Source organism: Chryseolinea soli, from assembly GCF_003589925.1.
Taxonomy (GTDB): Bacteria; Bacteroidota; Bacteroidia; order Cytophagales; family Cyclobacteriaceae; genus Chryseolinea; species Chryseolinea soli.
Genome location: NZ_CP032382.1, coordinates 2,408,384 through 2,432,071, shown reverse-complemented (window position 1 = coordinate 2,432,071; position 23,688 = coordinate 2,408,384). Strand labels below are relative to the sequence as shown.

Annotated in this window: 23 protein-coding genes; 16 read left to right on the top strand and 7 right to left on the bottom strand. The window is 43.7% G+C overall.

Going from position 1 to position 23,688, the window contains the following annotated elements:
• The first annotated feature begins 881 nt into the window (after nucleotides 1-881).
• From D4L85_RS10525 to D4L85_RS10515, 3 genes are all read left to right on the top strand, one after another.
• Nucleotides 882-2,228, top strand: coding sequence for an alkaline phosphatase family protein (locus tag D4L85_RS10525; RefSeq protein WP_119754281.1), 1,347 nt, complete (start codon nucleotides 882-884; stop codon nucleotides 2,226-2,228).
• 328 nt (nucleotides 2,229-2,556) lie between these two features.
• Nucleotides 2,557-3,600 (top strand): SDR family oxidoreductase, encoded by a 1,044-nt coding sequence (locus D4L85_RS10520; protein ID WP_119754280.1) that lies wholly within the window; start codon nucleotides 2,557-2,559, stop codon nucleotides 3,598-3,600.
• Nucleotides 3,601-3,602: 2 nt separating this feature from the next.
• Nucleotides 3,603-4,412 (top strand): helix-turn-helix domain-containing protein, encoded by an 810-nt coding sequence (locus D4L85_RS10515; protein WP_119754279.1) that lies wholly within the window; start codon nucleotides 3,603-3,605, stop codon nucleotides 4,410-4,412.
• Nucleotides 4,413-4,626: 214 nt separating this feature from the next.
• Here the strand turns inward: D4L85_RS10515 and D4L85_RS10510 are convergent, their stop codons facing one another.
• On the bottom strand, nucleotides 4,627-5,838 hold the full coding sequence (locus D4L85_RS10510) for a DUF5018 domain-containing protein (protein ID WP_119754278.1): 1,212 nt from the start codon (nucleotides 5,836-5,838) through the stop codon (nucleotides 4,627-4,629).
• Between the two features lie 496 nt (nucleotides 5,839-6,334).
• Here D4L85_RS10510 and D4L85_RS35060 point away from each other — a divergent pair, with 496 nt between their 5' ends.
• Nucleotides 6,335-6,577, top strand: coding sequence for a CDGSH iron-sulfur domain-containing protein (locus D4L85_RS35060; RefSeq protein ID WP_119754277.1), 243 nt, complete (start codon nucleotides 6,335-6,337; stop codon nucleotides 6,575-6,577).
• Between the two features lie 173 nt (nucleotides 6,578-6,750).
• On the opposite strand, the gene D4L85_RS34615 is transcribed toward D4L85_RS35060, so the two are convergent.
• The 3 genes from D4L85_RS34615 to D4L85_RS10490 form a co-directional block, all read right to left on the bottom strand.
• Nucleotides 6,751-7,095: a hypothetical protein gene (locus D4L85_RS34615; protein ID WP_162500952.1), complete on the bottom strand. Its 345-nt coding sequence runs from the start codon at nucleotides 7,093-7,095 to the stop codon at nucleotides 6,751-6,753.
• Nucleotides 7,014-7,676 (bottom strand): HNH endonuclease, encoded by a 663-nt coding sequence (locus D4L85_RS35100; protein ID WP_418219866.1) that lies wholly within the window; start codon nucleotides 7,674-7,676, stop codon nucleotides 7,014-7,016. The genes D4L85_RS34615 and D4L85_RS35100 overlap by 82 nt, the downstream gene beginning before the upstream one ends.
• Nucleotides 7,677-7,877: 201 nt before the next feature.
• Nucleotides 7,878-8,474, bottom strand: coding sequence for a hypothetical protein (locus tag D4L85_RS10490; RefSeq protein WP_160143651.1), 597 nt, complete (start codon nucleotides 8,472-8,474; stop codon nucleotides 7,878-7,880).
• 488 nt (nucleotides 8,475-8,962) lie between these two features.
• Between D4L85_RS10490 and D4L85_RS10485 the strand changes: the two genes are divergently transcribed.
• The 9 genes from D4L85_RS10485 to D4L85_RS10445 all read left to right on the top strand — a co-directional run bounded on the left by D4L85_RS10485 (nucleotide 8,963) and on the right by D4L85_RS10445 (nucleotide 18,070).
• On the top strand, nucleotides 8,963-9,355 hold the full coding sequence (locus D4L85_RS10485) for a (deoxy)nucleoside triphosphate pyrophosphohydrolase (protein ID WP_119754273.1): 393 nt from the start codon (nucleotides 8,963-8,965) through the stop codon (nucleotides 9,353-9,355).
• Nucleotides 9,352-10,356 (top strand): HNH endonuclease, encoded by a 1,005-nt coding sequence (locus D4L85_RS10480; RefSeq protein WP_119754272.1) that lies wholly within the window; start codon nucleotides 9,352-9,354, stop codon nucleotides 10,354-10,356. Before D4L85_RS10485 ends, D4L85_RS10480 begins: the two co-directional genes overlap by 4 nt.
• Nucleotides 10,357-10,476: 120 nt before the next feature.
• Nucleotides 10,477-12,609 carry a Z1 domain-containing protein gene (locus D4L85_RS10475; RefSeq protein ID WP_119754271.1) on the top strand — a complete coding sequence of 711 codons (2,133 nt, stop codon included), beginning with the start codon at nucleotides 10,477-10,479 and terminating at the stop codon, nucleotides 12,607-12,609.
• A 77-nt stretch (nucleotides 12,610-12,686) separates the two neighbouring features.
• The gene (locus D4L85_RS10470) at nucleotides 12,687-13,757 is read left to right on the top strand and encodes a DNA cytosine methyltransferase (protein ID WP_119758732.1); all 1,071 of its coding nucleotides are present in this window, start codon (nucleotides 12,687-12,689) and stop codon (nucleotides 13,755-13,757) included.
• Nucleotides 13,732-15,411 carry an ATP-binding protein gene (locus D4L85_RS10465; protein WP_119754270.1) on the top strand — a complete coding sequence of 560 codons (1,680 nt, stop codon included), beginning with the start codon at nucleotides 13,732-13,734 and terminating at the stop codon, nucleotides 15,409-15,411. Before D4L85_RS10470 ends, D4L85_RS10465 begins: the two co-directional genes overlap by 26 nt.
• 38 nt (nucleotides 15,412-15,449) lie before the next feature.
• Nucleotides 15,450-15,824, top strand: coding sequence for a very short patch repair endonuclease (locus D4L85_RS35095; RefSeq protein ID WP_418219876.1), 375 nt, complete (start codon nucleotides 15,450-15,452; stop codon nucleotides 15,822-15,824).
• A 44-nt stretch (nucleotides 15,825-15,868) separates the two neighbouring features.
• The gene (locus tag D4L85_RS10455) at nucleotides 15,869-16,810 is read left to right on the top strand and encodes a putative phage abortive infection protein (protein ID WP_119754268.1); all 942 of its coding nucleotides are present in this window, start codon (nucleotides 15,869-15,871) and stop codon (nucleotides 16,808-16,810) included.
• Nucleotides 16,811-16,971: 161 nt separating this feature from the next.
• Nucleotides 16,972-17,517: a hypothetical protein gene (locus D4L85_RS10450; protein WP_119754267.1), complete on the top strand. Its 546-nt coding sequence runs from the start codon at nucleotides 16,972-16,974 to the stop codon at nucleotides 17,515-17,517.
• Complete coding sequence (locus tag D4L85_RS10445; protein ID WP_119754266.1) at nucleotides 17,504-18,070, top strand: hypothetical protein; 567 nt, start codon at nucleotides 17,504-17,506, stop codon at nucleotides 18,068-18,070. The genes D4L85_RS10450 and D4L85_RS10445 overlap by 14 nt, the downstream gene beginning before the upstream one ends.
• Nucleotides 18,071-18,283: 213 nt before the next feature.
• Here the strand turns inward: D4L85_RS10445 and D4L85_RS10440 are convergent, their stop codons facing one another.
• Both D4L85_RS10440 and D4L85_RS10435 read right to left on the bottom strand, forming a co-directional pair.
• The gene (locus D4L85_RS10440) at nucleotides 18,284-19,381 is read right to left on the bottom strand and encodes a hypothetical protein (RefSeq protein WP_119754265.1); all 1,098 of its coding nucleotides are present in this window, start codon (nucleotides 19,379-19,381) and stop codon (nucleotides 18,284-18,286) included.
• 254 nt (nucleotides 19,382-19,635) lie between these two features.
• Entirely contained in the window at nucleotides 19,636-20,067 is a 432-nt protein-coding gene (locus tag D4L85_RS10435) for a helix-turn-helix domain-containing protein (RefSeq protein ID WP_119754264.1), read from the bottom strand.
• A gap of 297 nt (nucleotides 20,068-20,364) precedes the next feature.
• On the opposite strand from D4L85_RS10435, the gene D4L85_RS10430 reads away from it, so the two are divergent.
• From D4L85_RS10430 to D4L85_RS10415, 3 genes are all read left to right on the top strand, one after another.
• The gene (locus tag D4L85_RS10430; RefSeq protein ID WP_119754263.1) at nucleotides 20,365-20,670 is read left to right on the top strand and encodes a hypothetical protein; all 306 of its coding nucleotides are present in this window, start codon (nucleotides 20,365-20,367) and stop codon (nucleotides 20,668-20,670) included.
• Nucleotides 20,671-21,694: 1,024 nt separating this feature from the next.
• Nucleotides 21,695-22,318: a fibronectin type III domain-containing protein gene (locus D4L85_RS10420; RefSeq protein WP_119754261.1), complete on the top strand. Its 624-nt coding sequence runs from the start codon at nucleotides 21,695-21,697 to the stop codon at nucleotides 22,316-22,318.
• Between the two features lie 185 nt (nucleotides 22,319-22,503).
• On the top strand, nucleotides 22,504-23,106 hold the full coding sequence (locus tag D4L85_RS10415) for a peptidoglycan recognition protein family protein (protein ID WP_119754260.1): 603 nt from the start codon (nucleotides 22,504-22,506) through the stop codon (nucleotides 23,104-23,106).
• Between the two features lie 36 nt (nucleotides 23,107-23,142).
• On the opposite strand, the gene D4L85_RS10410 is transcribed toward D4L85_RS10415, so the two are convergent.
• On the bottom strand, nucleotides 23,143-23,595 hold the full coding sequence (locus D4L85_RS10410; RefSeq protein ID WP_160143650.1) for a hypothetical protein: 453 nt from the start codon (nucleotides 23,593-23,595) through the stop codon (nucleotides 23,143-23,145).
• Nucleotides 23,596-23,688 lie beyond the last annotated feature (93 nt).

The following is a 23,688-nucleotide window of genomic DNA, read 5'->3' as shown; positions in this document are numbered from 1 at the left end:
AATTTGATGACCAATAGAAGTGAGACAACAACTGACAAATTGTGTCCACAAATGAATTGTCCGTGACAAAGCTGATCGAAACTTCAGCATGAACATGGTCTTCGCATGGAGCGGAGCCTACAACTTCAACGTTTTCAATGGCTTCCTTTGGTATGTCAAACCACAAGTCGCAGCTGGAAGAAGGAGAAAACGCAACACAATCTGGAATCTTAGAATCTTTCGCCCATCCGGCAAACTTTCGGCTAATGGGAACTTTGCCTGACTTTAGGCCGGTTAGTAGGTCATCAATACTGACACTTCCTGCGATAAACTGGGATGATGGTTTGTTTGATTGCATAACTGATTACGTTTAGAGGGTTTAATTGAATTTTATTTGCCGATAGTGATATCGGTGTAGAACAAGGTAGGTTCTAAGGCGTGTTTCATAATTGTAAAAAAGCGAACAACAGTAGAGAATACCGGAAAAAAGGGAACACCAATTCCGTGATCTCAAAACGTATCGATCAAATCACGCCAGCGCTAATGGGTAGCCTAAAGTATCAGCCTTGACAAAAGAGCCACGAGTTGAAACCCGGGATAAATATTGTTTACTGCTGAGGATATCTACCCAAGATATTGAAGGCATTGTTTTCAATCACGCTCACAAATTTATTTTGAAACATGCACGTTCACCACGGAACAAACTGAAAGGTGCAAGGCCGTCGCGCTATCGTTGCGATACGAATAACAACTGCTTAATGAGATCCCCGCAATTTTATCCCGACGTTACGAGACCGTCATCATTTCTTTAACAGTACCTTCCGCTGCACCAGCGCATGGCGATTAGGGCTTACTTTGGATACTATTAACTTAGACGAAAAGCTAACCGCCCCCTACCCCCCATGAAGAAATTTCTCTTTACGACTTGCCTGGTTCTAATAGCCCTGGCATCCTCTGTTGCACAGAAAGCAAAATATGTAGTGATGATCAGCATCGACGGTTTGCGTCCGGAGTTTTATAAAGATCCATCCTGGCCGGCGCCCAACATTCAAGCCTTGGCCCGCAACGGCGTGTATGCCGACGGTGTACGCGGTGTGTTTCCAACCGTAACGTTTCCTTCGCACACCACCATGGTCACGGGCGCGCTGCCGGCCAAGCATGGCGTTTATTACAACACGCCCTTTGAGCCGGAAGGACAAACGGGCAATTGGTATTGGGATGAAAGCCTGATAAAAGTGGAAACGCTGTGGGACGCCTGCAAAAAGAAGGGACTAAAAACCGCCGGCATACAATGGCCGGTCACGGTGGGTGCGCCCATCGACTACAACTTTCCCGAAGTGTGGCCCGCAAAACCCGATGGCAGCGACCGGCTCGGTCCCCTGCGCAAACATACTTCACCTTCATCGTTGTTTGCCGAGGTCGAGGCAAACGCGACGGGCAAACTCGACGGCACCAAACTGAACAGCGACTATTTGCTGATGGACGAAAACCTGGGTCGCATGACGTCGTACCTGATCGAAACCTATCGCCCACAGTTCACCGCCGTGCATTTGGTTTGTGTCGACCACTTTGCTCACGCCGACGGTCGCGATAGTGAAAACGTGCGGAAGGCCGTTGCCGGCGTGGACAACGCGATCGGAAGAATTATAGAAAGTGCCGCACGGGCCGGCATAAAAGACAGCACAGCATTTCTCATCGTCGGCGATCATGGCTTTGTCGACATTCACACCACCCTTGCCCCCAACGTCTGGCTCGAACGCGCAGGCCTCATCGAAAAGGCTCCCAACCGCGGCAACTGGAAAGCAGCGTTTCACGCTTCGGGTGGTTCGGCGTTTCTTCACCTGAAAACCAAAGGCGACACGAAGACCCTCCAACAAGTGCAGGCCATTCTCCAAAAACTTCCCGACAACGAAAAGAAGCTTTTCAGGATCCTGACCCCCGACGAAATGAAAAAGATCGGCGCCGATCCCAACGTCACCCTGGCCATCTCGGCCATTGAAGGCGTGACCATCAGCGCAACGGCCGACGGCACCCCGGTGCAACCCGGCAAAGGTGGAACACACGGATTTTATCCCGACTTCAAAAACATTCAAACCGGTTTCATCGGATCCGGGGCAGGATTTCAAAAAGGCAAAGTCGTGCCGCTCATGGGACTCGAAGACATCGCGCCGCTGGTTAGCGCGTTGCTTGATCTTTCGTTTGAGTCACCGGATGGCATATTCTTTCCAGGGTTGTTGAAGTCGAAGTAAATTCCCTTTGGTCAAACGCCACCCACGCTGGTCGCTGAAATTCTCCAGAAACGAAACCCAAAACTTTTACGGCCGCCGTAACTACCTTCCAAGAACCGCCCGACGACATCTACGACTGGACCGCCGATGTGATGAACGAACCATGGGGCGAAAAAAAAATGATGACCAAGCTCAACCCGGCATTCGAAAGCAGGCTCTGCAATCCCTGCCGGATTCCATGGCGACGGATAGGAGGTATTTTGGACTTTTAAACACACTAATTTTGGACGATACAACAAAACTTGCCGCCTGCTTATAGCCGAAGTTTGTAGCCTAAACATTAAAAAAAATGGCTGGTTCAAACAACGACAAAACAGTTTTAGTCACAGGCGGTTCAGGCTTCATTGCCGTTCACTGCATCTTAAAATTACTTCAACAAGGTTATTCGGTGAGAACAACACTTCGTTCCATGAACCGGCAAACTGAAGTGCACGGGATGCTTAAAAATGGAGGCATTACTTCATTTGACAACCTTTCATTCATAAAAGCGGATCTTACCGACGACGAAAATTGGAATGAGGCTGTTAAGAATTGTGAATTTGTTTTGCACGTTGCATCCCCGACACCCGCCATTAAATTCACACACGAAGACGAATTAATTAAGCCGGCGAAAGAAGGTGTGATACGGGTTTTGAAGGCTTCGCGAAACGCGGGTGTAAAGCGCGTGGTGTTAACTTCTGCCTACGGCGCCATTGGTTGCGGACACGAAAACCGAAAGACACCTTACACAGAAAAAGATTGGACAAATCTCCAGGCAAAGATCCATCCCTACCAAAAATCAAAAACCATGGCGGAAAAAACCGCCTGGGATTTCATGAGAGATGAAGGCGGCAGCCTTGAGCTCGCCACCATCAATCCGGTAGCGGTGATGGGACCTGTTTTGGGAGAAGATTTCTCCCATTCGCAACAAATGATCCGGCAAATGTTAGAGGGTAAAGTCGTCGCTTGCCCTAAGATTGATTCCTGTTATGTGGATGTCCGTGATGTTGCTGATTTACATTTGCTCGCCATGACAAGTCCGAAAGCAAAAGGCGAGAGATTTCTCGCCACTACGGGTAACGCCTTATCGATGTTTGATGTCGCTAAAATTTTGACACGCAGATTGGGCGACGATGCGAAAAAAGTCCCCACCAAAGAACTGCCCAATTGGAAATTAAGACTAGCGGCACTGAAAAATCCTTCCTTAAAAATGCTGGTAGCATTACTGGGACAATATGCGCAAGCGAGTGGAGAAAAGGCCAAAGAGTTGCTAAATTGGTCACCACGGTCAAACGAAGAAGCTATTGTGGCAACAGCCGAAAGTTTATTCCGATTAGGGTTAATTAAAGGGTAACGATGAAAGAAACCGCCATCTCTGCTTGTTATATAAGCCCATCACCGTCTACGGAGCAATTTATACCCGACCATTGCTTTATGTATTTGGTTTCGGGGGCCATGCTGGTTTACGATGGTAGTAAAGAATACAAGCTAGCGCCAGGCCATTATGGGATAGGCAGAAGAAATCACTTGGCAAAGTACACCAAGCAAACCATTAACGGCGCATTCAAAAAGATCTACATTTTGTTTGAACAGGAATTTTTAGTTGCGTTTAACGATTCATACAGATTCCTACCGAGAGGCAAAAAGACAGTCGATGCCATCATGCCGCTAAAGAAAAATGAGTTGGTTGAAAATTTTGTACGATCCCTGATGCCTTATTTCAATGAGAAGGGCGTGATTGAGAAGGATTTTTTGAATATCAAAAGAACTGAATTGCTTTTGATATTGCTGAAGGCCAACCCTGAGCTAGCCGACATTTTATTCGACTTCGGCGATCCGGAAAAAATAGATCTTGAAAAGTTCATGAATCGAAATTATAAGTTCAACGTAAGCATCGAGCGGTTTGCCTATTTAACGGGCAGGAGCCTGTCGGCTTTTAAAAGAGATTTTGAAAAAATATTCAAGGCAACGCCGAGTCATTGGTTGGTTCAAAAAAGACTTGAGGAAGCCCACTATCTTATTGACAAGAAACATAAAAGACCATCGGACGTCTACCTTGATCTAGGATTTGAAAATTTCTCCCATTTCTCATTTGCCTTTAAAAAACTGTTCGGACATCCGCCCACGCAACTTAACAAGGCAAAAAAAGGTCGATCTCCAAAATAACTACCCTTCACAAGGTTCGGAACAGACAAACAGGCCTTCATTTGTCGAGCCGACGCCAATGAACACGCTCCATTTTTGTGCCGATGAAACAAGTAGAGTTATAGATTAAAAGGTGTCGCCCCTTAACGACACCTTTTTTACGCAGCAAATGTCCCAACAAGAAAAATGGCAGCTCGCGGAGCTGCCATTTTAAATGATCAGACCAGACTATATATTAATTGATCTTAATGATGTCGCGATAGCTTTCACTTTCGGTTCCGTCAACATCCACGATAACTTCGTAGGTGCCGGCCGACAAGTTTGAAGGAATGGTGAACGTCATCACCGTTCCGTCGCTATTCACAACACCGCTTCCTGTGAATCCCACACCCGATGTGAAGGGCACGAAGTAGATATACGTCACTACGCCTGTCTTTTTAAGATTTTTACCCGTAAGGGTCATGACGTCGCCTTTGTTATACGTGGACTTGTCGATCTGTGTGATTTCCGGTTTGTTTGCCGGCGGAGCGACCGTGATCTTTTGACCGTAAAAACGCTCGATATCATTGGAGATCACGCTGAGGGTATGTTCACCGTCGAAGATGTTTTCCGGCAGTTGTGCCGAGATGGACGTAGCGGATTCGGTGATCACTTTCAGGGTAAACACAAAACCATCCTGTTCTAATTTCACTTCATTTCCACTCGCCGCAAAGTACTTACCAGTAATGACAATAACATCTTCCGGGTTAACGGTTGTTTTATCCACCGAAGTTATGGTAGGAGCATGAAGAACAATGGTTAATGTCTCTGCCGCCTGAAGCGACTGTGCGCCTACAAAAACGGTGAAGGTATAGTCACCCAGCACCAGGTCGGCCGGAATTTTAAAGAACAGGCGCGTGGCGGTAGACGCAGAAGCCGCCTTGATCTCCACCTCGGTGCCGGTCGTTTTATTCTTCAATACAACCTTATTGTTCTCATAAGAACCAAACTGGGTTCCGTCGAGGATCAGGACGCCATCTTGCTCAATATCGGTTGGTGTCGTCATCGGACTAAGGGTGAACGACACCGCCGTGCTTACCGTAACGGTTACGGTATACTTTTGCGTGGTGCCATCTTCCGCCGTTACCGTATACTCCACAGGGGATTTGAAATTTTGCGCCACAGCGGTGGTGGGAGAAATCGTAGCTTTTTCAGACACTACAATCGTTGGGACAAGCGCCGTCACGTCGGTGCCGTTCGGTACGATGAGGTTAATTTTTTTTTCTGCTTCTATAAAGATCCCACCAACTTCCGGGTTAAACGCCGAAAATTTGAACACGATGATGGTCTTGGCATCGCTTTTCGCTGGCGGATTGGGCGTAGGATCTTCTGAATCATTACTGCAGCTCGCAAAAACGGCCAGGAGCACAACAAGAATGAATTGACAACTGAGCTTAATTCTTTTCATACAAAATGATTAATGTTAAGTGAGGTGCAAGTATCCCTCAAAAAAACAGGATAGGAAATCAAGTTACAACGGTAGGCATACAGGCGTAATAATTGCAGCAGAAAGTCACCAGAAACGCGCCTGTTATCAGGGATGATAGCGTCATAAAGCTTCGCCTACGCGTACCGTTAACTCATTTAATTAAAACCAGTTAGGCTCAAATTATCCGGTAAAAATGAATGTGTAGGGAGGGCCGCCATAACATTGCTTTGATGAAAGATTTATTCAAAAATTCGGCGGTTTTGTGTTCATACAAGGGAATAATAACGTCCAAAACACCTTCAACAACCTGACTTTTTGGGGCGCTAGAATGAGACCGAACGAGCCGTTGCACTACCCGCTGCAAACCCCTTGCTTTGTTCTAAAGCTTACCCCGGGCTCCTCAGATTAGGACAGGAAATACAAAATGAGATGGATTATCGCTATTTTTCGATCGCACGCAAAATTTTAAAAGCTGATGGAGAATCCTACTACCAGTGGGCCCAGGGAAATAGAACTTGAGCCGGGAAAAACATATTCATGGTGCCGTTGCGGCCAATCGAAAACACAGCCGCTTTGTGACGAAGTCTCACATAAGGCCACAGGGTTTGAACCGCGAAGATTCAGTGTGTCTACTAAGCGGAAGGTGTGGCTTTGTATGTGCAAGCAGACGAAGTCGGCGCCTTATTGTGATGGGACGCATAATACCCTTAAAAAATAGAAGGAAATCAGCATAGCGGTCGAATGCGGTCTTGAAGACAGTTTGACTCCTTCCTCTGTCTCGCCTCCCGAAGCTTTGGCAAAGGCTCAAGCAACTGAAGTTGGACAAATTAAGACCATGAAAATCATCGAGTTTTTTTGCGGTTTTCCGGGCTCTGCACTAGTGAATGAAAATCACGGATGTTTCTCACCGTAATGAAAAACAATCTTATCGGTGACCGAGACTTTTTTCGTTTGGCTCAAATCGAACCGACGGATGTTCACTGTTTTTACTCTTTCAATATTCTCCAGTAGGAATACGGGGAAAAGTTCAATTTGAAGATTATTTCCAGGCTCAAACTCGCTAATATTTTTGAAGGAGATCGGCAAGAAAAATTGAAATACAACGTTGGCAAAATGTATCATCATCATGTATTCCGGATAAACTCCCTTACCGCTTAAAGTTTGTTCGGCCTTATAAAGATTAACCTGAGGTTTTGAATAATATTTAGTTTCAATACATATCTGTAGGCGATCCAATGTTGCATACCGTTTTTAAGAGGCACCTCTGAGTTCAGAAGCTTCAAGTAATGGTTATTGTAGCTAAGCTCGTCGTCAGTCAAAAGTGAAATACCCATTTTTAGGAACGTCCTATATACTGAGTATGGCATGAATTTTTTTGTTCTGAAATAGATTGTTAGAATTCTATTTTCTTCGTCTAATTCAAAGTCATTCGCATTGGTTCCAAACGCGAGATTTACCTGGTGTTCGTCTCGCCTCAACACCGATGAGTTCTCACCTGATTTTTTGATTGATTGAAATGTGGGAACACCATTTTTTGTTTTGATATTCAGCAAACCCAGATAGTGCTGAATCATGCTGGATGTATCACTTTCATATTTTTGAAAACGTTTATTGCAATCATCGCATTCAAAATTTGAAGTGACAGAGTTGCGCCCGAACAGTTCTGGTATTATGTGAGGTTTCGTCAGAAATGTCACCTCAGGAAATTTTCCATGGCAATATCTGCAGGTTTTATTGGTTTGGTCTCGTATGTATCTTTCGGTAAGATTCTCGACTGACTTATGTAGATAATAATTCTTCAGTAACTCAAGAGACATAGCTAGGCTTGGAACGTTGTGATTCTTTTTTATTCTAAAAGCGAGGCCCAAATTTCGTTTTGACTTAATTCAAAGACCCTCATAGGGCCTACCATAAGTGTTACTCCGCCCCAGCAATGGTACCCAAACCATGCGTCGGCTTAATCTTGCCATTAGCGAATGGAACTCGGCAGTTTGCTTTAATTCATGAAGATGACGTTGCTAACCGACGGTAAGCCTAGGATCATCGATGTGACTTTGCAGGATGTCTGTCAACTCTGATCTCTCCTCATGCGAAATGGTTCCCATGCGTAAACTGTGGTAACTGTTTTTAAAAGACAGCCTCCATTGTTGTTGCTTCTTTGAGGGCATTCCGGCAAGAGCAAGGAGATCGTCGATGGATTTTACTTTAACCATACACAGTTTAGTGATCTCTAGTTTTTCCTTTTGATACCCAGTTCGAAGACGACTCATGAAACTTGTGATGTGGTCTAGATGAGGATTAGGCTTATGAGTTACCAAGCCGCTTTCAAAAGCAGTAAGAATATAACAGTCAGAATAAAACCATTCAAAACTTCTAATCTCATCGGCATTTGCTATGATTTTAACAACCACAAGACCTCCTTCAATCCCGTTTCCTTCTGGACTAAACTCAAACCCCAGGCTCTGGCAATTCAAGTATAAAGGTCTCAGCAATCCCTTGTTTACCACCCACCTTTTCGTAGTCGCGCTCGACAGGTAAGTTTTTAGTTGAAGTGGGACAATCTGTTCGCCATCGTCAAGTAATACGTCATAGCCGTCCCGGTCAATTTCGGGCATATATATTCGGATATCACTGTTTGCCTTGGCTGCCGAGTGCTTTACCTCGTAAAAGAACTTATAGTTCACGAGTTTCTCCCGAAAAACTGTGTTCCTGTCTTCACTTAAAAAAATATCTAACATAGTTAGGTCATGAAAATGGCGCTACGCTTTACCAACTGATCCTTTATATAATCTCTTTTTACTAAGACAACTCAAGGTAAGTAAATTGATCAAAAAAATACCTATGACTGACGCAGGTTTGCACAGCAAAAAAATTTCAATTCGTAATCTGAGGCGTTTTAGCGCCGTTTAGAAACGAACGAAAATTTCCGTCCTTCGTCTTCAGTAGCACAACGTCGCGAAGTAGTGAAGGGCTCTAAAAACGGAATTTGCCTTCCAATAGAAGCCTGTTAATAGAATTTCCGTAGTTTTTGGCGAAGCGGCAATTAGTCTTATCTTGCGATTAGCCAGCCAGTTCATCTTCCCTTAACCATCTCTTCCCTCCAATGGTACAAGTCGCGTGTGCAATAATCGAGAATCACGGAAAAGTGCTTGTAGCGCAAAGGTCGAAAGAAAAGCAACTAGGCTTGAAGTGGGAGTTTCCGGGCGGCAAATTATGCGAAGGGGAGTCCGCCGAAGAGTGTATTTATCGGGAGATACGTGAGGAGTTGGGAATAGAAATCGAGGTAATACGACCACTGACGCCAACCGTAACAGAGCAAAGTCCTATTTCAATTAAGTTGATCCCTTTTGTGTGCAAATATATTTCCGGACCGATAGTGATGAATGACCATAACGCTATAAGATGGGTGAGCCCTGGATTTGCACTGGCAACATTTGACTGGTGTCCAGCCGATATTCCCGTAGTGACTGAATACTTAAAAATTTGTCGTTCATGATTGATCAAAATTTGTGGATAGTCAAGACTGTTAGCGATGAAGATCGAGCCTATAAGAGTATCGAAGGATATAATGACACCACGAAAAGCACATACAATTACGACGACTCGGTACCCAACCATAGGCAGCTAAAGGTTGGCGATGTAATCATTATTGTAAACAAAATTAAAATTCTCGGCTTCGCAAAAGTCGAAAGCATTGCGACGGAAAAAGGTTTAAAAATCAGACGTAAATGTCCCCACTGCGGTGCAACGAATTACGATGCCAGACTCCATAAAAGTCCGCTCTACAGATGTAATCGAGGTCATGAATTTGACGAGCCCATTGAAGAGACCGTTGACTCAATCAAATTCAAAGCCGAATATCCAAGCACATTTATTGAACCATCAAGAGATTTTTCGATCAGCGAAATACGTCCATACTATAAACGAAATTACAATCGAAACCTATCGATCCAAGCACTGGATGTAAAGTTTCTGGAAGAGATTTTTCCAGCAATGTCTCGCCAATTTTTTGTGAGGAACTCGTACCCTGGGCCTGACGAGTCCGCGGAGCTTTTACCAATAGCAACTGAGAATCCGTACCAACTAAGTAACGTAGATGAGCGGGCCATAATCAATAGCCAAATAAAAGCACGTCGAGGTCAACGGGCATTCAGGATGAAATTAATGACGCGTTATGGTGAGCGTTGTATGGTAACCGGCTGTAAAATCAAGGACATTCTCGAGGCAGCCCATATCTCCCCATATCGCGGTGTCAAGGACAACAATATCCATAATGGACTGATACTACGCTCAGATGTACACACCTTGTTCGATTTAGATTTGATTGGAATAGAGCCGGATCGATTAGAAGTAAAGATCGCTGATACGCTCAAAGGCAGCTCATATGACAAATATGACGGGGTCGCGTTGCAATGCGGTCATTCAATACAACCTAGTACCGATGCGCTCAGGGCCAGATGGCAAAGTTTTCAAAGAAGGAAAGAAAGTAGCCCTTAGGCCGCCACACCAGTTTGTTGTAAACAATATTATTTCTAAATTTATGGATGCCCATCCATCAGCTAGTCCCTTTGGGATTGGTATGGATGGGCGTTTTCAGTTTTTATACTACCCTTGGCTATGATTGAAACAAATGGACGTTTCCTGAATGAAACGATCGAAAGTTTAGGCCTCACCGGCGAAGACCGCTCGCGCGCAATAACGACTGCCGAGAGCATTGTAACAAAGGTTGTTGATTCCTATGACCAGGTTGTTGGCACAGGCCAAGTGGGAAAGAATGGAAAAGGTGTATCCAAATCTTCAACCGCTCCAACATCGGGGGCTGTCGGTCTTATATATGGGAGAATTCAAAGTGGCAAGACGAGAGCCATGATTGTAAGCACAGCTATGGCGTTCGACAACGGTTTTCGCATAGCTACGGTTCTGACAAGTAATATCAATGATTTGGTGAGTCAGACCCATCTCGATTTTATCAAAGACCTAAGGGGTGTGAGCGTATTTACGAAAGACGACGAACTAGATCAGCGTGTTGAAGATGCAAAATTGGACCTCGCCAATCCGGATGTAAGGCTCCTGATCGTTGCATCCAAAGGCGTAAACAGCCTTAAAAATATAACTGATTTTTTAAAAAAAATCGGCGCTCAAGGCCATCCAGTATTGATGTTTGATGATGAAGGTGACCAAGCATCATTGGACACAAACACTTACAAAAGAACCAGAACCGGTGATCTGACACTCGAGCCAAGCGCGATAAACAATCTCATCAAAAAATTGAGAAGGGGGTTTTCGAGATCTGTTTATGTCTCTGTAACAGGTACACCGCAAGCAGTTTTACTGCAGAGTGGCTCTTCCGATAATCGTCCACAATTCATTGAAATGCTTGCACATGGTGATGGCTACGTGGGAGGTGACTATTTCTTCAATACTGATGAACCGGAAGCTAACCCAAAAGGTCTTGTATCTATAATTCCGGGAAATGACCAATTGAACTTGTTGAGCTTGAAGTCTCCTATCCCGACAGGCTTGAAGGATTCAATTTTATTTTTTTTGCTTTCCGGTTCAGCTGCCGTCAAAACAATCGGATTTCCGCAACGACCCACAGAACGAGATAAGGGCTATCAGTTTCTCTGTCATCCAAGTTTACGAAACAAAGAGCAAGAGAGCGCATCGCAGCGGATACAAGCCTTCTTGACTGAGGTCAAAAAAGCTCTTATGGGACTTGATGATAATTATGAAATCAACAAAGGACTTGCTGAACAATATGAGCAACTTAAAAAGCAACTCGGCGAAAAGACACCGCCATTAGAAGATTTGAAGAAGACAATACAACAGGAGTTGCTCAGAAAAAAGATTCTTGTCATCAATGCTTCAAATTCGAAGCGGCAGGGTATCGAGTATGGACCTGGTTTTAATTTTTTAATTGGAGGGAATACCTTAGGGCGAGGAATCGCAATACCAAATTTGCTCGTTACCTACTATGTACGCAGCGCTGTCTCGTCGCAGATAGACACGATGCATCAGCATGCCAGAATGTTTGGATACCGCTTAAAAACATTGCCCTATACGAGACTGTTCATCACAAAGGCATTGTATTACCGGTTTCGTGATATCCATTATTCAGACACCGGACTGCGCGGATTTATATTTAATAACTCAACGCAAAATCCCAGCGCCTTTCCTGTCGAGTTTTCTCCCGGTCTTCGAGCAACGAGAAGAGGAGTACTGGACATCAATGCGACAGACGTCATATGGTCTGGCGTTCAAATATATCCTAACTATATAAAGTTACCGCAGACACTCAATACGTACCGATCGGTGTTAGGAATGATATCACAAGAATTGGGCGGAATTACTGACCTAAAAGAAATGGACAAAAGAGGCAGAACAGGCGCGAAAATTTCTACTGATCGTGCCATCGAAATAGTCGCCATGATAAAGACCAGATCACAAAATTCTTGGCATGACAAAACAATAGACTCAGTATTGGAAAAGTTACAACAAAGACTAGGTAACAATGTCAATTTGAAGTTCCGTCTTGCCTCAAGAAATGTTGAAGAGGGAGGATTCCTTTCATCCGGTACGTTAAGTGGGGACGAGCAAAAGCAGGCACGAGCCGATTCTATACCTACGCTTTGGATAATGGCTGTGACTGGGAAGAAAGGAAGTCCGGTAAGTGAGAACAAGACTTTTGTCTATCCCACGATAGTTGTTCCAAATGTCTTCAAGCAGGCATTTGTATTCAGCAAGAAATGATTAAATTTGAAGCAATTGACAAAATCTGTTTTAACAAATTTATTTTTTCTGTAACCTCTTAAATTTTTTTATTGAAAGTGAAAATTTCAGCGATTGATTTATTCTGTGGTATAGGGGGGCTTTCATACGGCATGAAGAAAGCCGGTATCCGCATGGTTGCAGGAATTGATATCGATGACACCTGTGAATACGCATACAAGGCGAATGTGAAGGCAGACTTTATTGCTCAGAATATTGCTAAATTGAATGGGAAGCAGCTAAAAAAAGATTACTGGTCAGACGACGATCGAGTCAAAATACTTGTGGGATGCGCGCCCTGTCAACCTTTCTCATCACACACTAACAAAAACAAGCATAGAAAGAAAGGCAATAGGTGGCGACTTCTGAACGAGTTCGTCCGGCTAATTGATGAAACAGGATGCGACATAGTTTCCATGGAGAATGTTCCGAACTTGTCAAACCAAAAAATTTTTGAAGACTTCATAAACTTCTTGGAATCCAAAAAATACCATGTCTCTTATTCGAACGTCTATTGTCCCGAGTTTGGCATTCCTCAAAAGAGACGCAGGCTAGTCTTATTGGCGTCACGTTTCGGGAAGATAGAACTTATTCCAAGTACCCATGAAGACCCGCACTTTGTCACCACTAAAGAGGCAATTGGCCATTTACCGCCCGTTCAATCCGGCGAAATTTGTAAAACTGACCCCCTCCATAGGACGACAAAACTCACCGATCTCAATCTTAAAAGGATAAAGGCTTCCAAACCTAACGGAAGCTGGCTTGATTGGGACGAAGAACTTAGGTTAGCATGCCATTCACGCGAATCGGGAGACAGCTATAAATCGGTGTATGGCCGAATGACCTGGAATGAACCAGCTCCGACGATCACAACTCAATTCTATAACTATGGCACGGGGCGTTTCGGTCACCCAACACAGGATCGAGCTTTGACTGTGCGAGAAGCAGCGCTACTCCAAACATTTCCTGCGGATTACAAATTCATTGAAGATGAGCATGAAGATTTTCAATTGACTAACCTTGGTGTTCACATCGGAAATGCGGTGCCAGTAGAGCTTGGGTTTGTAATCGGCAAATCGATCCGAAGTCATATCCGTAAGCATCATGGCAAAAAAAATAAAACTCGATGAATTTTCGTTCAACATCTCGCTGAGTGTACTTAACCATCTAGGGAGAAACCTCTACAGAAGCTTCATCACCGTCTTGGGTGAAGCCATTTCAAATGCCTGGGACGCCGACGCCAAGAACGTTTGGATTTATATCGACAAATCAAATAACAATTTCGTAATCAAAGACGATGGTATCGGAATGACCGCTGATGACTTTCAGAACAAATTCTTAAAAATCGGTTACTCAAAGCGCCAGGGTGGACAATCTAAATCATCGAAGGGAAGGCCTTTCATTGGCAGAAAAGGAATCGGGAAACTAGCCCTATTGTCGTGCGCAGAAAGAATTACCGTGATATCGAAAACAAAGAAAGGGGAATATGTCGGTGGTGTGATCGACAATTCTGGCCTTGACCTAGCAATTACCAATGATCTTACACCCCAGCAGTATCCATTAGGTTCCTGGCGTGAGAAATCAAAGGGCCTTAAAAAATATATGACCGATCACGGCCATGGATCGATCATCCATTTCGAAGATATCAAAGGTGGAATTAAGAGCAGTCTTGCTATCCTTAGAAAATTAATCGCGTTATACTTTCGTTTTTCTCTACTTGATAAGTCGTTCAATATATTCATCGATAACAACAAAATTTCACTCAGTGATCTTGATGACCTTTCAGAAAAAACCGAGTTTTTATGGAACGTAAATGAGATAGAAGATCCATACGTTAAAAAGCAACTTGCCAATGTTAAGGAGCGAAAAACGATCGATTCAAAAAGTAACATCCGGGGTTTTTTGGCAACCGTTGGCAAACCTCGCGATTTGAACATCATGAATTTAGATGAAAGAGTTAGCGTTGATCTTTTTGTCAATGGCCGATTGCGGGAGAAAAACATCCTTAAGCACATCCCCACTGCTCGAATTGTTGAAGATTATTTATATGGACAAATTCACTTTGACGAACTGGATGACAGCGATAAAGATCGTTTTACTAGCGATAGGGAAGGCGTGGTAGCGGATGACACCAAGTATCAGCTCTTTCTGAAAAATTTTAGAGATGAAATAATGAAAAAAGTAATCGATGACTGGGATCGCCTGAGAATCAAGTATCGATTACCTGGCGACTCGGAGAATCCTAGAATGACAGTCAAGGAACGGACATCAAGAGATTTGTTCAATGCCGTGTCAGCAGAATATACGCCACCGGAAAAGTCCAAGAATAGAACCAAAGTACTCCAATGGGTAGATGACTTGGAAAAGGATGCCGAGTTCAATTTCGGCTCTTACGCGGAATGTTTCATTTCAGAGAACCTGGTTCGAAAATACATTAGCGACCAAAATATATCTCTCTCGACAGAAGCGCAAAAAGTGGTAAAAAGGTGGAAAGAAAAAGAAACTGAAAACAAAGGCAAAGGAAACCTCAGTATTGAAATCAGGCAAAAAGGGAGCGATTTAAGCTATCTGTCAATGGATGATCTGAGCTATTTGGTCGACAAAGGGGATCAACTAAAGCAAGCAAGCCTGTCAAGAGACGCAAACGAATACAAACCCATCCGAGACGCACTTGCTCATACTGCATTACTGACAGAAAAAGCAAAGAGAAAGTTGAACTCAGTTTATGAGAATATTAAAGACAGGGTCAAGATCTTACTGAGTTCAGGGGGCACAATTAAATAAATAATTTGGATACAGTAACAAAAGAGAAGCGGTCGTGGATGATGTCACGAGTCGGCCCGAAAAATACTGCGCCTGAAAGAATACTGTCAAGACTTTTACGAAAAAACAAAATTCGATATCGAAAACATCTAAAGTCTCTTCCGGGAACACCGGATTTTACTCTATCAGAATTGCGAACAGTAATATTTGTACATGGCTGTTTCTGGCATGGCCATAAAAATTGCAAATACTACAAGCTGCCTGACACAAATAGTGTCTTTTGGAAACAAAAGGTAGAAGCAAACAGGTTAAGAGATAGAACTAAAAGCAGGGTCCTTAAAAAAGCGGGCTGGCGTGTTGTTACTGTCTGGCAATGTCAATTGAGAAAAAGCGAATTTTTGGATAAACTTTTCACGAAACTCACTAGCGAATAGTTGGATGAAGTTTTAGCCTTGGAAAACAAAAGTCACCTCCTTAAATGAAAAATCTATTTTCCATCACAACGCTAGCATATATTTTATTGGTGGCAGCCACATCGTTGACATTTTGGTACTTAGTCTTTGGCGGTTACTTGGGTGGTGAATTTCTGAGGCCTGATGCTACTAAAGCGAAAGATATTCACCCGTTTGTTACTGGGCTTGTCGTTCCTCTTTTAACGCTCGGAAGTACACTACTTGTAATTGCAAACCTTCAGAGCAATACTGCACAAAACTTCAGTAACAATTTTTTTAAACTGATCGATCAGCATCACAAGCTCATTGACAATATAAATACGGAAATCGAGGGAATAGGATCTGCAAGCAAAGGCAGAGAATTTTTTGACGATATCGCAGAAAGAATTGCTGTAGACTATGAAACTCTGTGCCAGTCGGATGCAATTCAATTTAAGCCATTTGCTACCCTTCCGCATTCCCAGTTTTTCATCGTTAAATATCAACCTAAGCCATTATATGAGATAGACGAACGACTCAGAGGCCGTTGCTTTGGCAAAAAAGGAAAGGAGTTGTTATTGCTAATATATGACCATTTTTTCCATCTACATCAAAGTGATCTCAGTCACTATTTCAGAAACCTTTACCATATTGTCAGATTTGCAGAAAGGTCTTCATTGAGCAACAGCAAAAAACTGGAATTCATCAAAATTCTCAGGGCCCAATTGTCTAATTACGAAATCTTACTTATAGCTTATAACGGCCTTCATGACTATGGTCAAAAATTTTTTCCCTTGATTGAAAAGTATGAATTGCTTAAAAGTTTGAACAGCGAGGACAAAGTACCGGAGGGTTATTTAAAGAGAATCGTTGATAAGAGCATTTTAATGGATAGCTACCCTCACTTACTGAGACTTTGGAGTCCTACACCTCCGCAAGAAGGAAACCAATCGTTGCTATATTGGATTAAGCCGAGTTATTGGCAATAACATTTTCTTTAATGAATGTTGTTAAAGTCTAGAAAAACATCTCTTCGCCTTGAATAGCTCGCTCAAACTGTAGCTTGAAAACGCTGCAAAGGCGGGGCAACTTTAGAAAATCAATGGAATTTAATAAATTGTAAAGCATTATCGACCTCACATTAGCTGTTATGCATCAACAGGATTACTTGACAATGTTTGCGACAATCGCAGCGATTCTTTCCGCATTTTATGCCTATAACAGTAATCGAATTGCAAAAAAAGCGCTTGAGCTATCACGCATTGACCATCAGAAAAGGGAGGCAAATTTTTCTGTATACCTCATCGATGGCTACCGATGGATAAATCGCGAAGCAGAACCACGGAAGTTTATTTTCTTTCATTGTACAATTACAAATCATTCTGACTCAAAAGGAGGATACAGGTCAACGCTCCAAATCGAATATGTAAAAGAAGATGACTCTGTTTCTAGAGTTACCCTCGACCATGAACCGTCTCACGTTAAGTTTCTGCCTCAGTCACTTTCATCGTTTCCGGCTGATATCCGGATTGAAGAAAGGTCTACAGAGTCAAAATGGCTTATCTTCGAAGAACCAGCAAAAATTTTTGGGGGCCGTCGTATTGAAAGATTTCTTATCAATGCTATTGACACGGGAGGAAATGTGGCATTTGCCGAATGTTTTCTATTAAAAGATTTTCTACATGAGTCAAAATAAAATTGAGATAAACCATGTCGTTCCTATAATGCACAATGGCATGATCTCTAGCCCTAATCTGGCTGAAGGTCGTCTTCTTCCAATATTGGTTATAAATGCCGTTGAATTTCCCGGCATTTCGGACCTTATTAAAATGCATCTCTTGACTACCTCAGGCGACACGAAAGTCACATGGGGGCGATCAAAAACCCTATTTAAACCAAAAGAGATTTTTTTACATCTGGAATTCATCAAACCGTTGGAAATCACCTTCGCCATTGTATTTCAGTTGACCAAAGAATTCTCGCTTATTGACGGAATCATTCAGTCCAGAGGTTTCTTTCTACAAGCAGGAAAACCGGGTGATCGCGCCAGGGATATCAACGGCGAGAACTCCATATTGATTGAAGTACCTGACGTTGCCTTTGACAATAAATGGAACGCCCTCCTTGCCGGCACCCTATCAAATAACTATCGTCGAGAAGGATACTCAAAAAAAGAATCACTTAAGATGTCTTCTCAGCAAATTAGAACGATGCGAGAAGTTTGGCATATCAGGAGGCCAAAAGAATAAGACACTTTATTAGGCAGTGTCTTATCTAAAGAGAGTCGTTGATAAGCGTATGGTGATGGAAGCTACCCTCACTTAATGCAACTTTGGGCGCTCACACCTCCACAAGAACGGGACCGATCGTTGCCATATTAGATTAAACCGAGTTATTGGCGATAACCTTTACACGATGAATGTTGTTACAAGACCGTCATTTAGTGCACAGAGCCACAAGCGTCAGTCATTAAAAAAGATCTGCGTTAAATTCAAATTTAATTTTATCCCACAAACCTCTACTTCCAATTGTACACCCTCTTGACTACAAACATTACCAGATGCCTTCACATCGCATTTCTGAAATGGTGAGTCCGCTTTAATCTCGCCTTCCTTCGGATCGACTTCAATAGCTATCCCACATTCAATATCGATTCCTGGTTTAAGTTCAATTTCTTTTTTAATATAGGAGGAAAGGCGTATTTGATTTGTGGAACTATAAACTATTTCGATTGGCACAACGTTTTCGTACTTGCCTGACATTGAAAACGAGATCAATGATGAATCCGCAGGGTCAAAATTTAGGCAGATTTCCCACGAATCCCCCTCATCGAGTTGCAGCCTTTTTAGGTTATAGATATTTACGTTCTGATAGGTATAGAAGTCTTGTATCAGTTTAATATTTTTTCCCTTATCAACTAACTCAATTTTGTCTGATCCCAAAATTCTAATTTCTAAGTCTTTGTTTGCAAAATTCTTTTCAGCAATTTCTGTAAGTCTTTTGATCTTTATCGGCTCGTTTGCACGTTCCGCATTATAGATAATCTTCCACAATAACTGCTGATACATGGAGTGGTATTGCGAATTGATATTGTAATTTGGATCATTGAAACTATTTAGGCTTGCTAGATACTGATCCCTCGTAATATAAGGTAGATTCGCTTTGTTGCCGACCATAAATCCATTAGACTCGATGCTAACGAGGCGAATCGACTTACTCAACGTCTTTATAAGAATCGACCTTGTTGCGGCAACAATCTTAATTTGCTTTGATAGCGACGATAAGGTCAACGTCTTAGACTGACCGGCGATAATTAGATGCACGGCAGTTTCAGATCCACCCCAGAAAATTGTTTCAAGAATGGTCCCATCATTGGCCCACGTTTTCGAAATATCCGCGCAAAAGGCCGGAAGTTCAATAATGCCATTTTTCGCCTTTACCGGGGCATCAATCTTAGGAATTAACAAGCTTTGAATTCCACTGGCAAATGAAAAATTTAGAGCGCATAGGAAAACTATTGCAGCAAAGCGCAATCTCCGTAAAAGTGTAAATGTTTTCATGGTGGGTATTTTTTTAAGTTGACATAAACGTGTTTAGACCAACAGGAACGACGCGTTGAATGACGTTACATCAGGCAAGAGTCTTTATGTGATCCCACAACCTATCAATTAATAGCGCAAAGGTGTGGCTGACTGGCCAAGAGACCACGTGCAAGAATTTTGATCGCTGGCAAAGGCACTAGTTAATCCGCAAAAAAAGGAGCGCAAGGCTCGGTACCTTTTTTTCTTAAAACCAGCTTCGTTATTCTTTGGGCCTATCCCTGTTTATTCCCCAACATCTTATTCAACAACGCAATCTTCTCATCCTTCTCCTTCAAAAGCGCCTCATACAATCGTTTCACATCCTCATGCGCTTCCATAACTTTATCCAACGGATTGAAAGTGCATTGAAGATTATTAACATTGGGCGCCTGGGTATTAGAACCCTCGAAGTTATTCTGAACATAATTCACAACGGGCACATTGCTATACTCTTTTATGTCATCCACACTTATCTTCAACGCCCGGGCCACTTGCTCTAAGATACCATCGTCGATGGCGGCCTTGGCCTCAAGTTGGGATATCTTTTTCTGAGTCCAGGGGTCGCCCATCAGGTCGGCGAGTTCGTCTTGCTTCAGGTCGTTTTCCTGGCGAAAGTGGCGGATGTTGCGGCCAAGGTGTGGTTTGGGAGTGGCTTCGGCTGTCATACTCAAAAATAGTATTTAGTCTTTAGTATTTAGTACTGAGTACATTGAAATTAATGGGCTTCTGTGATAATCCCGGGCGTTAGGGACGAAAATAGCGCGAGCTCAGTAGTGGTAGCTTATAGACCCGGCAGCCGATGTCTAGTGTCTATAGGCGGAACCGGCCTGTCTACGGAGCCCCAAGACGAGGAGCTATAGTCGCACCTAATACGCAGGACCAAAGGCTAGGGACTATTCAAATTGGATTTGCAGCTTTCAGCCCGGACGTGGACCTTGGTTGCCAACCTAAACGCAAACCGTATGTTCACCACCAAACCCCAGGCTGTGCCCTGTAAAACTTTCTCCCTCCCCACCAACACCCTGCTTACCGACGAAGCCCTGAACCTGCTTCACGACATGCTCACGAACCTGCCGCCCCACGAGCTGCGCAACACGCTGCTGGAACTCTATCACAACTATGTCCGCCACGAACACGAAAACCTGCCCACCCACTTCGACGAAATGGTGACACACTTCTACTGTCTCGATAATTTCCTTAAAGCCATTGTGTCGGCACAATTGGACAAGATCATCAGCGATACCAGCGGCAGCTTACCTCATCATTAACGCAATGCAATTTGCAGTAAGCGACCAGCTTTGGGAATTTGTTGTGCCCAATCGGGACAACCCTTGCATGAAGTGTATAGTTGCAGTTGATCACAATCGTCACGCCGTCATCGAAGCACCCTCCAAAAATCATACGCATACTGAAATGTCGTTGCAGTATCGCAACGATTGTCTGTCGCTGTCAATACATCGTTCAACTTTTTTTCATCGGCAATATCAGCTGAATATCGCGTTGTCGTCACCCACCATCATTTACCGGGCATTGCCTGCTCTTAAAATAAAGAGCACCAAGCCGCAGGTAATACCTTCGCTTCTGCTCTTATACACCCCTCACCATCATTCATACTTCCCACTGCAAAAAGAATTCAGTTTATCACTTTCTTTTTCAATGGCTGCCTCAAAAACAAGTCCTGTACATCGCGTCTGTCCTTTCTCTTGTATCAAAGAGAACAGGGTTTGTCATTTTTAATATTCCTTTTGCTCTAAAAAGAACATAGTTTGTCGTCTTTAATATTCTCTTTGCCCTAAAAAGAATATTGAGAATCGTTTTTAATATTCTCTTTGCGCCAAAAAGAATATGGTTTGTCGTTTTTAATATTCTCTTTACTCTAAAAAGAATATCAAAAATCGATTTTAATATTCCCCTTTGCTCCAAAGAGAATATGCTTTACCATTTTTTCAGCGCCGTCGAGGGCCAATCCTTCGTTGCCGGCATGCACCAACAATGCCTTCTCTATCATGCATGTAGAAATGTGACTAAACTTTGGTACACCTCCTTTGCCACCCCACTTCCCAAATTGATTTGACAAAATTTAACGACGGCACAAAGTAAAACAGACTTTGATCTTCCGTTCACCTTCCGGTTGCTGCGTTGATCAACGGTTCGCATTGCATGGTGTTGCGTGAGGTCTGTGATCTTAAGCATGTAATTTTTCACACCGGCCTTGTCGTAAAACAGAGTGTTTTGGCCCGGCATGGCGATTGCCGATAGACCTGGCATAACGAAAAATAAATTTCAAAAATTATGAGAAAGAAAAACAGGGTCGCACTGAACATAAACGGCCTTTCGGATGACGCGTTGATGGGGAAGGTTCAGTCCGTGATCAGCAGCATGACCAACAACCCCAACTTCCCGGCGCCGCTGCCGGAATTGGATGCCTTGAAAACGGCGGTCACCAACTATGAACAAGCGCTGGCCGATCAACAGCCGGGCTCCAAAGAAGACACCTTTCACAAAAATGAAGCGAGGGATGCCGTTGAACATGCCTTCCGCATGCTGGCCACACTGGTAGAAGTGAAAAGCAACAACGATCTGGGCATCCTGCTCAGCTCAGGATTCGAGGCGCGCAAGAGTCCTTCGCCCTATGGCCGCCTGGAGAAACCGGCTTATCTCCGCATCGAACTCACCAGCAAGCCGGGCTCTGTTAAACTGACTACAGCAAAAGTGACCGGTGCCATGAGTTACTTCTTTCAATATGCCCTGGTGCCCGTCGCCGACGAAACCCAATGGCACACGGTGGGCAGCACCGCGCGCACAAAGATCATCGACCACCTGGAACCGGGTAAACAATACACCTTCCGCGTAGCCGGTGTTGGGGCCGACCCCACCATCATCTACTCCGATGAAGTGATGCGGTTTGTGGCATAGGGGATCACGGCAGTAGCTCGTGCATCCTGAATCAACTCCAGGTTCGCATTGGGTTATTGCAAATCAAAGTCAATGTGCTATATTCATTATGTGGAGCCCATCACATCGCCCTGCTTCAAGCAGGGTGCGTGATGGGCTCTTTGTTTTATCCCATTTTAAATGTTTAACCTCAAATTCTGATAGCGATGACCCAACAAGGAAAATTCATTCTGTTCACCCTCGACGAATTTGCATCGTGGCTGGACAACCTGATCCTGCACAGAAAGATCAGCCTCATCCAAAATCACCACACCTTTCTTCCGGACTACAAGGCTTTTAACAAACGGAAAACCGATAAGTACTTTACATGGCTGGTCTCCATGGAAGCTGCGCACCAGGAACGGGGCTTTAGCGAGATCGCACAAAACATCACCACCTTTCCCGATGGCATGCTGGCGATCTGCAGAAATTTCGAAACGCTTCCCGCCGGCATCAAAGGTGCCAATGCGAACGGGATCTGCATGGAACACCTGGGCAATTTTGATCTGGGAAAAGACACGATGACGGAAGAGCACAAGCACACCATTGTGACCATCAACGCGCTGCTGTGTGCTAAATTCAAATTAGGGATCAGCACCAAGTCTGTTGTCTACCATCATTGGTATGATTTGAACACCGGCAAACAGGTTGTCGAGGGCACCGGCACCACAAAAACATGCCCAGGCACAAACTTCTTTGGCGGCAACACCAAGGAAGCCTGTCAGAAGAATTTCCTGCCATTGGTTGAACAAGTTGTGGTCGTTGCGTAAGCTGATTGTGCCGCGTTTGGTGTCTTTCGCGGTGCTTCAAAAGATATCAAGGTGCAAATCTCCTTTTCTTCTCTTGTCGTAAAGATTCATATAGTCAGGATTTTCCAGAAGATATTGCTGTACCACTATCCCTTCGGGCGGATTTCCGGGGGTTGTAAAAATTTCCGGCAGATAGACTTTAAGCGTGTCGCCATTGGTCTCATAGAAGAAATCTTGTTGTGTAGACAGCATAAAATCTTCTTCGCTATCCGGCCCGGTGAACCTGCTTCCAGATTCTGAAATGACTTTAACCGTGCGGTTAAGCCCATCGTGGTATGCTTTCAGGTACAAATTCTTGTCAGCACCGGGAAAATGGACTTTTCTTATCGTCACTTGGGGTCTCCAGATTATAAAATGAAGGACGCGCCAATAGTCGATAGAAATGCCAACCCAGATTAATCCGGCAACCAGGCAAATAGAGAGTAGTATTACTAAAGTCTTTCCTTTCATTTTTTCCTGTATAGCTCCCAATTTGTCATAGCTGTCCATCAGCAAGACCACGCTCAATCTTGCAGCAGAAGGAAACAAACCAAAAGCCCGAAC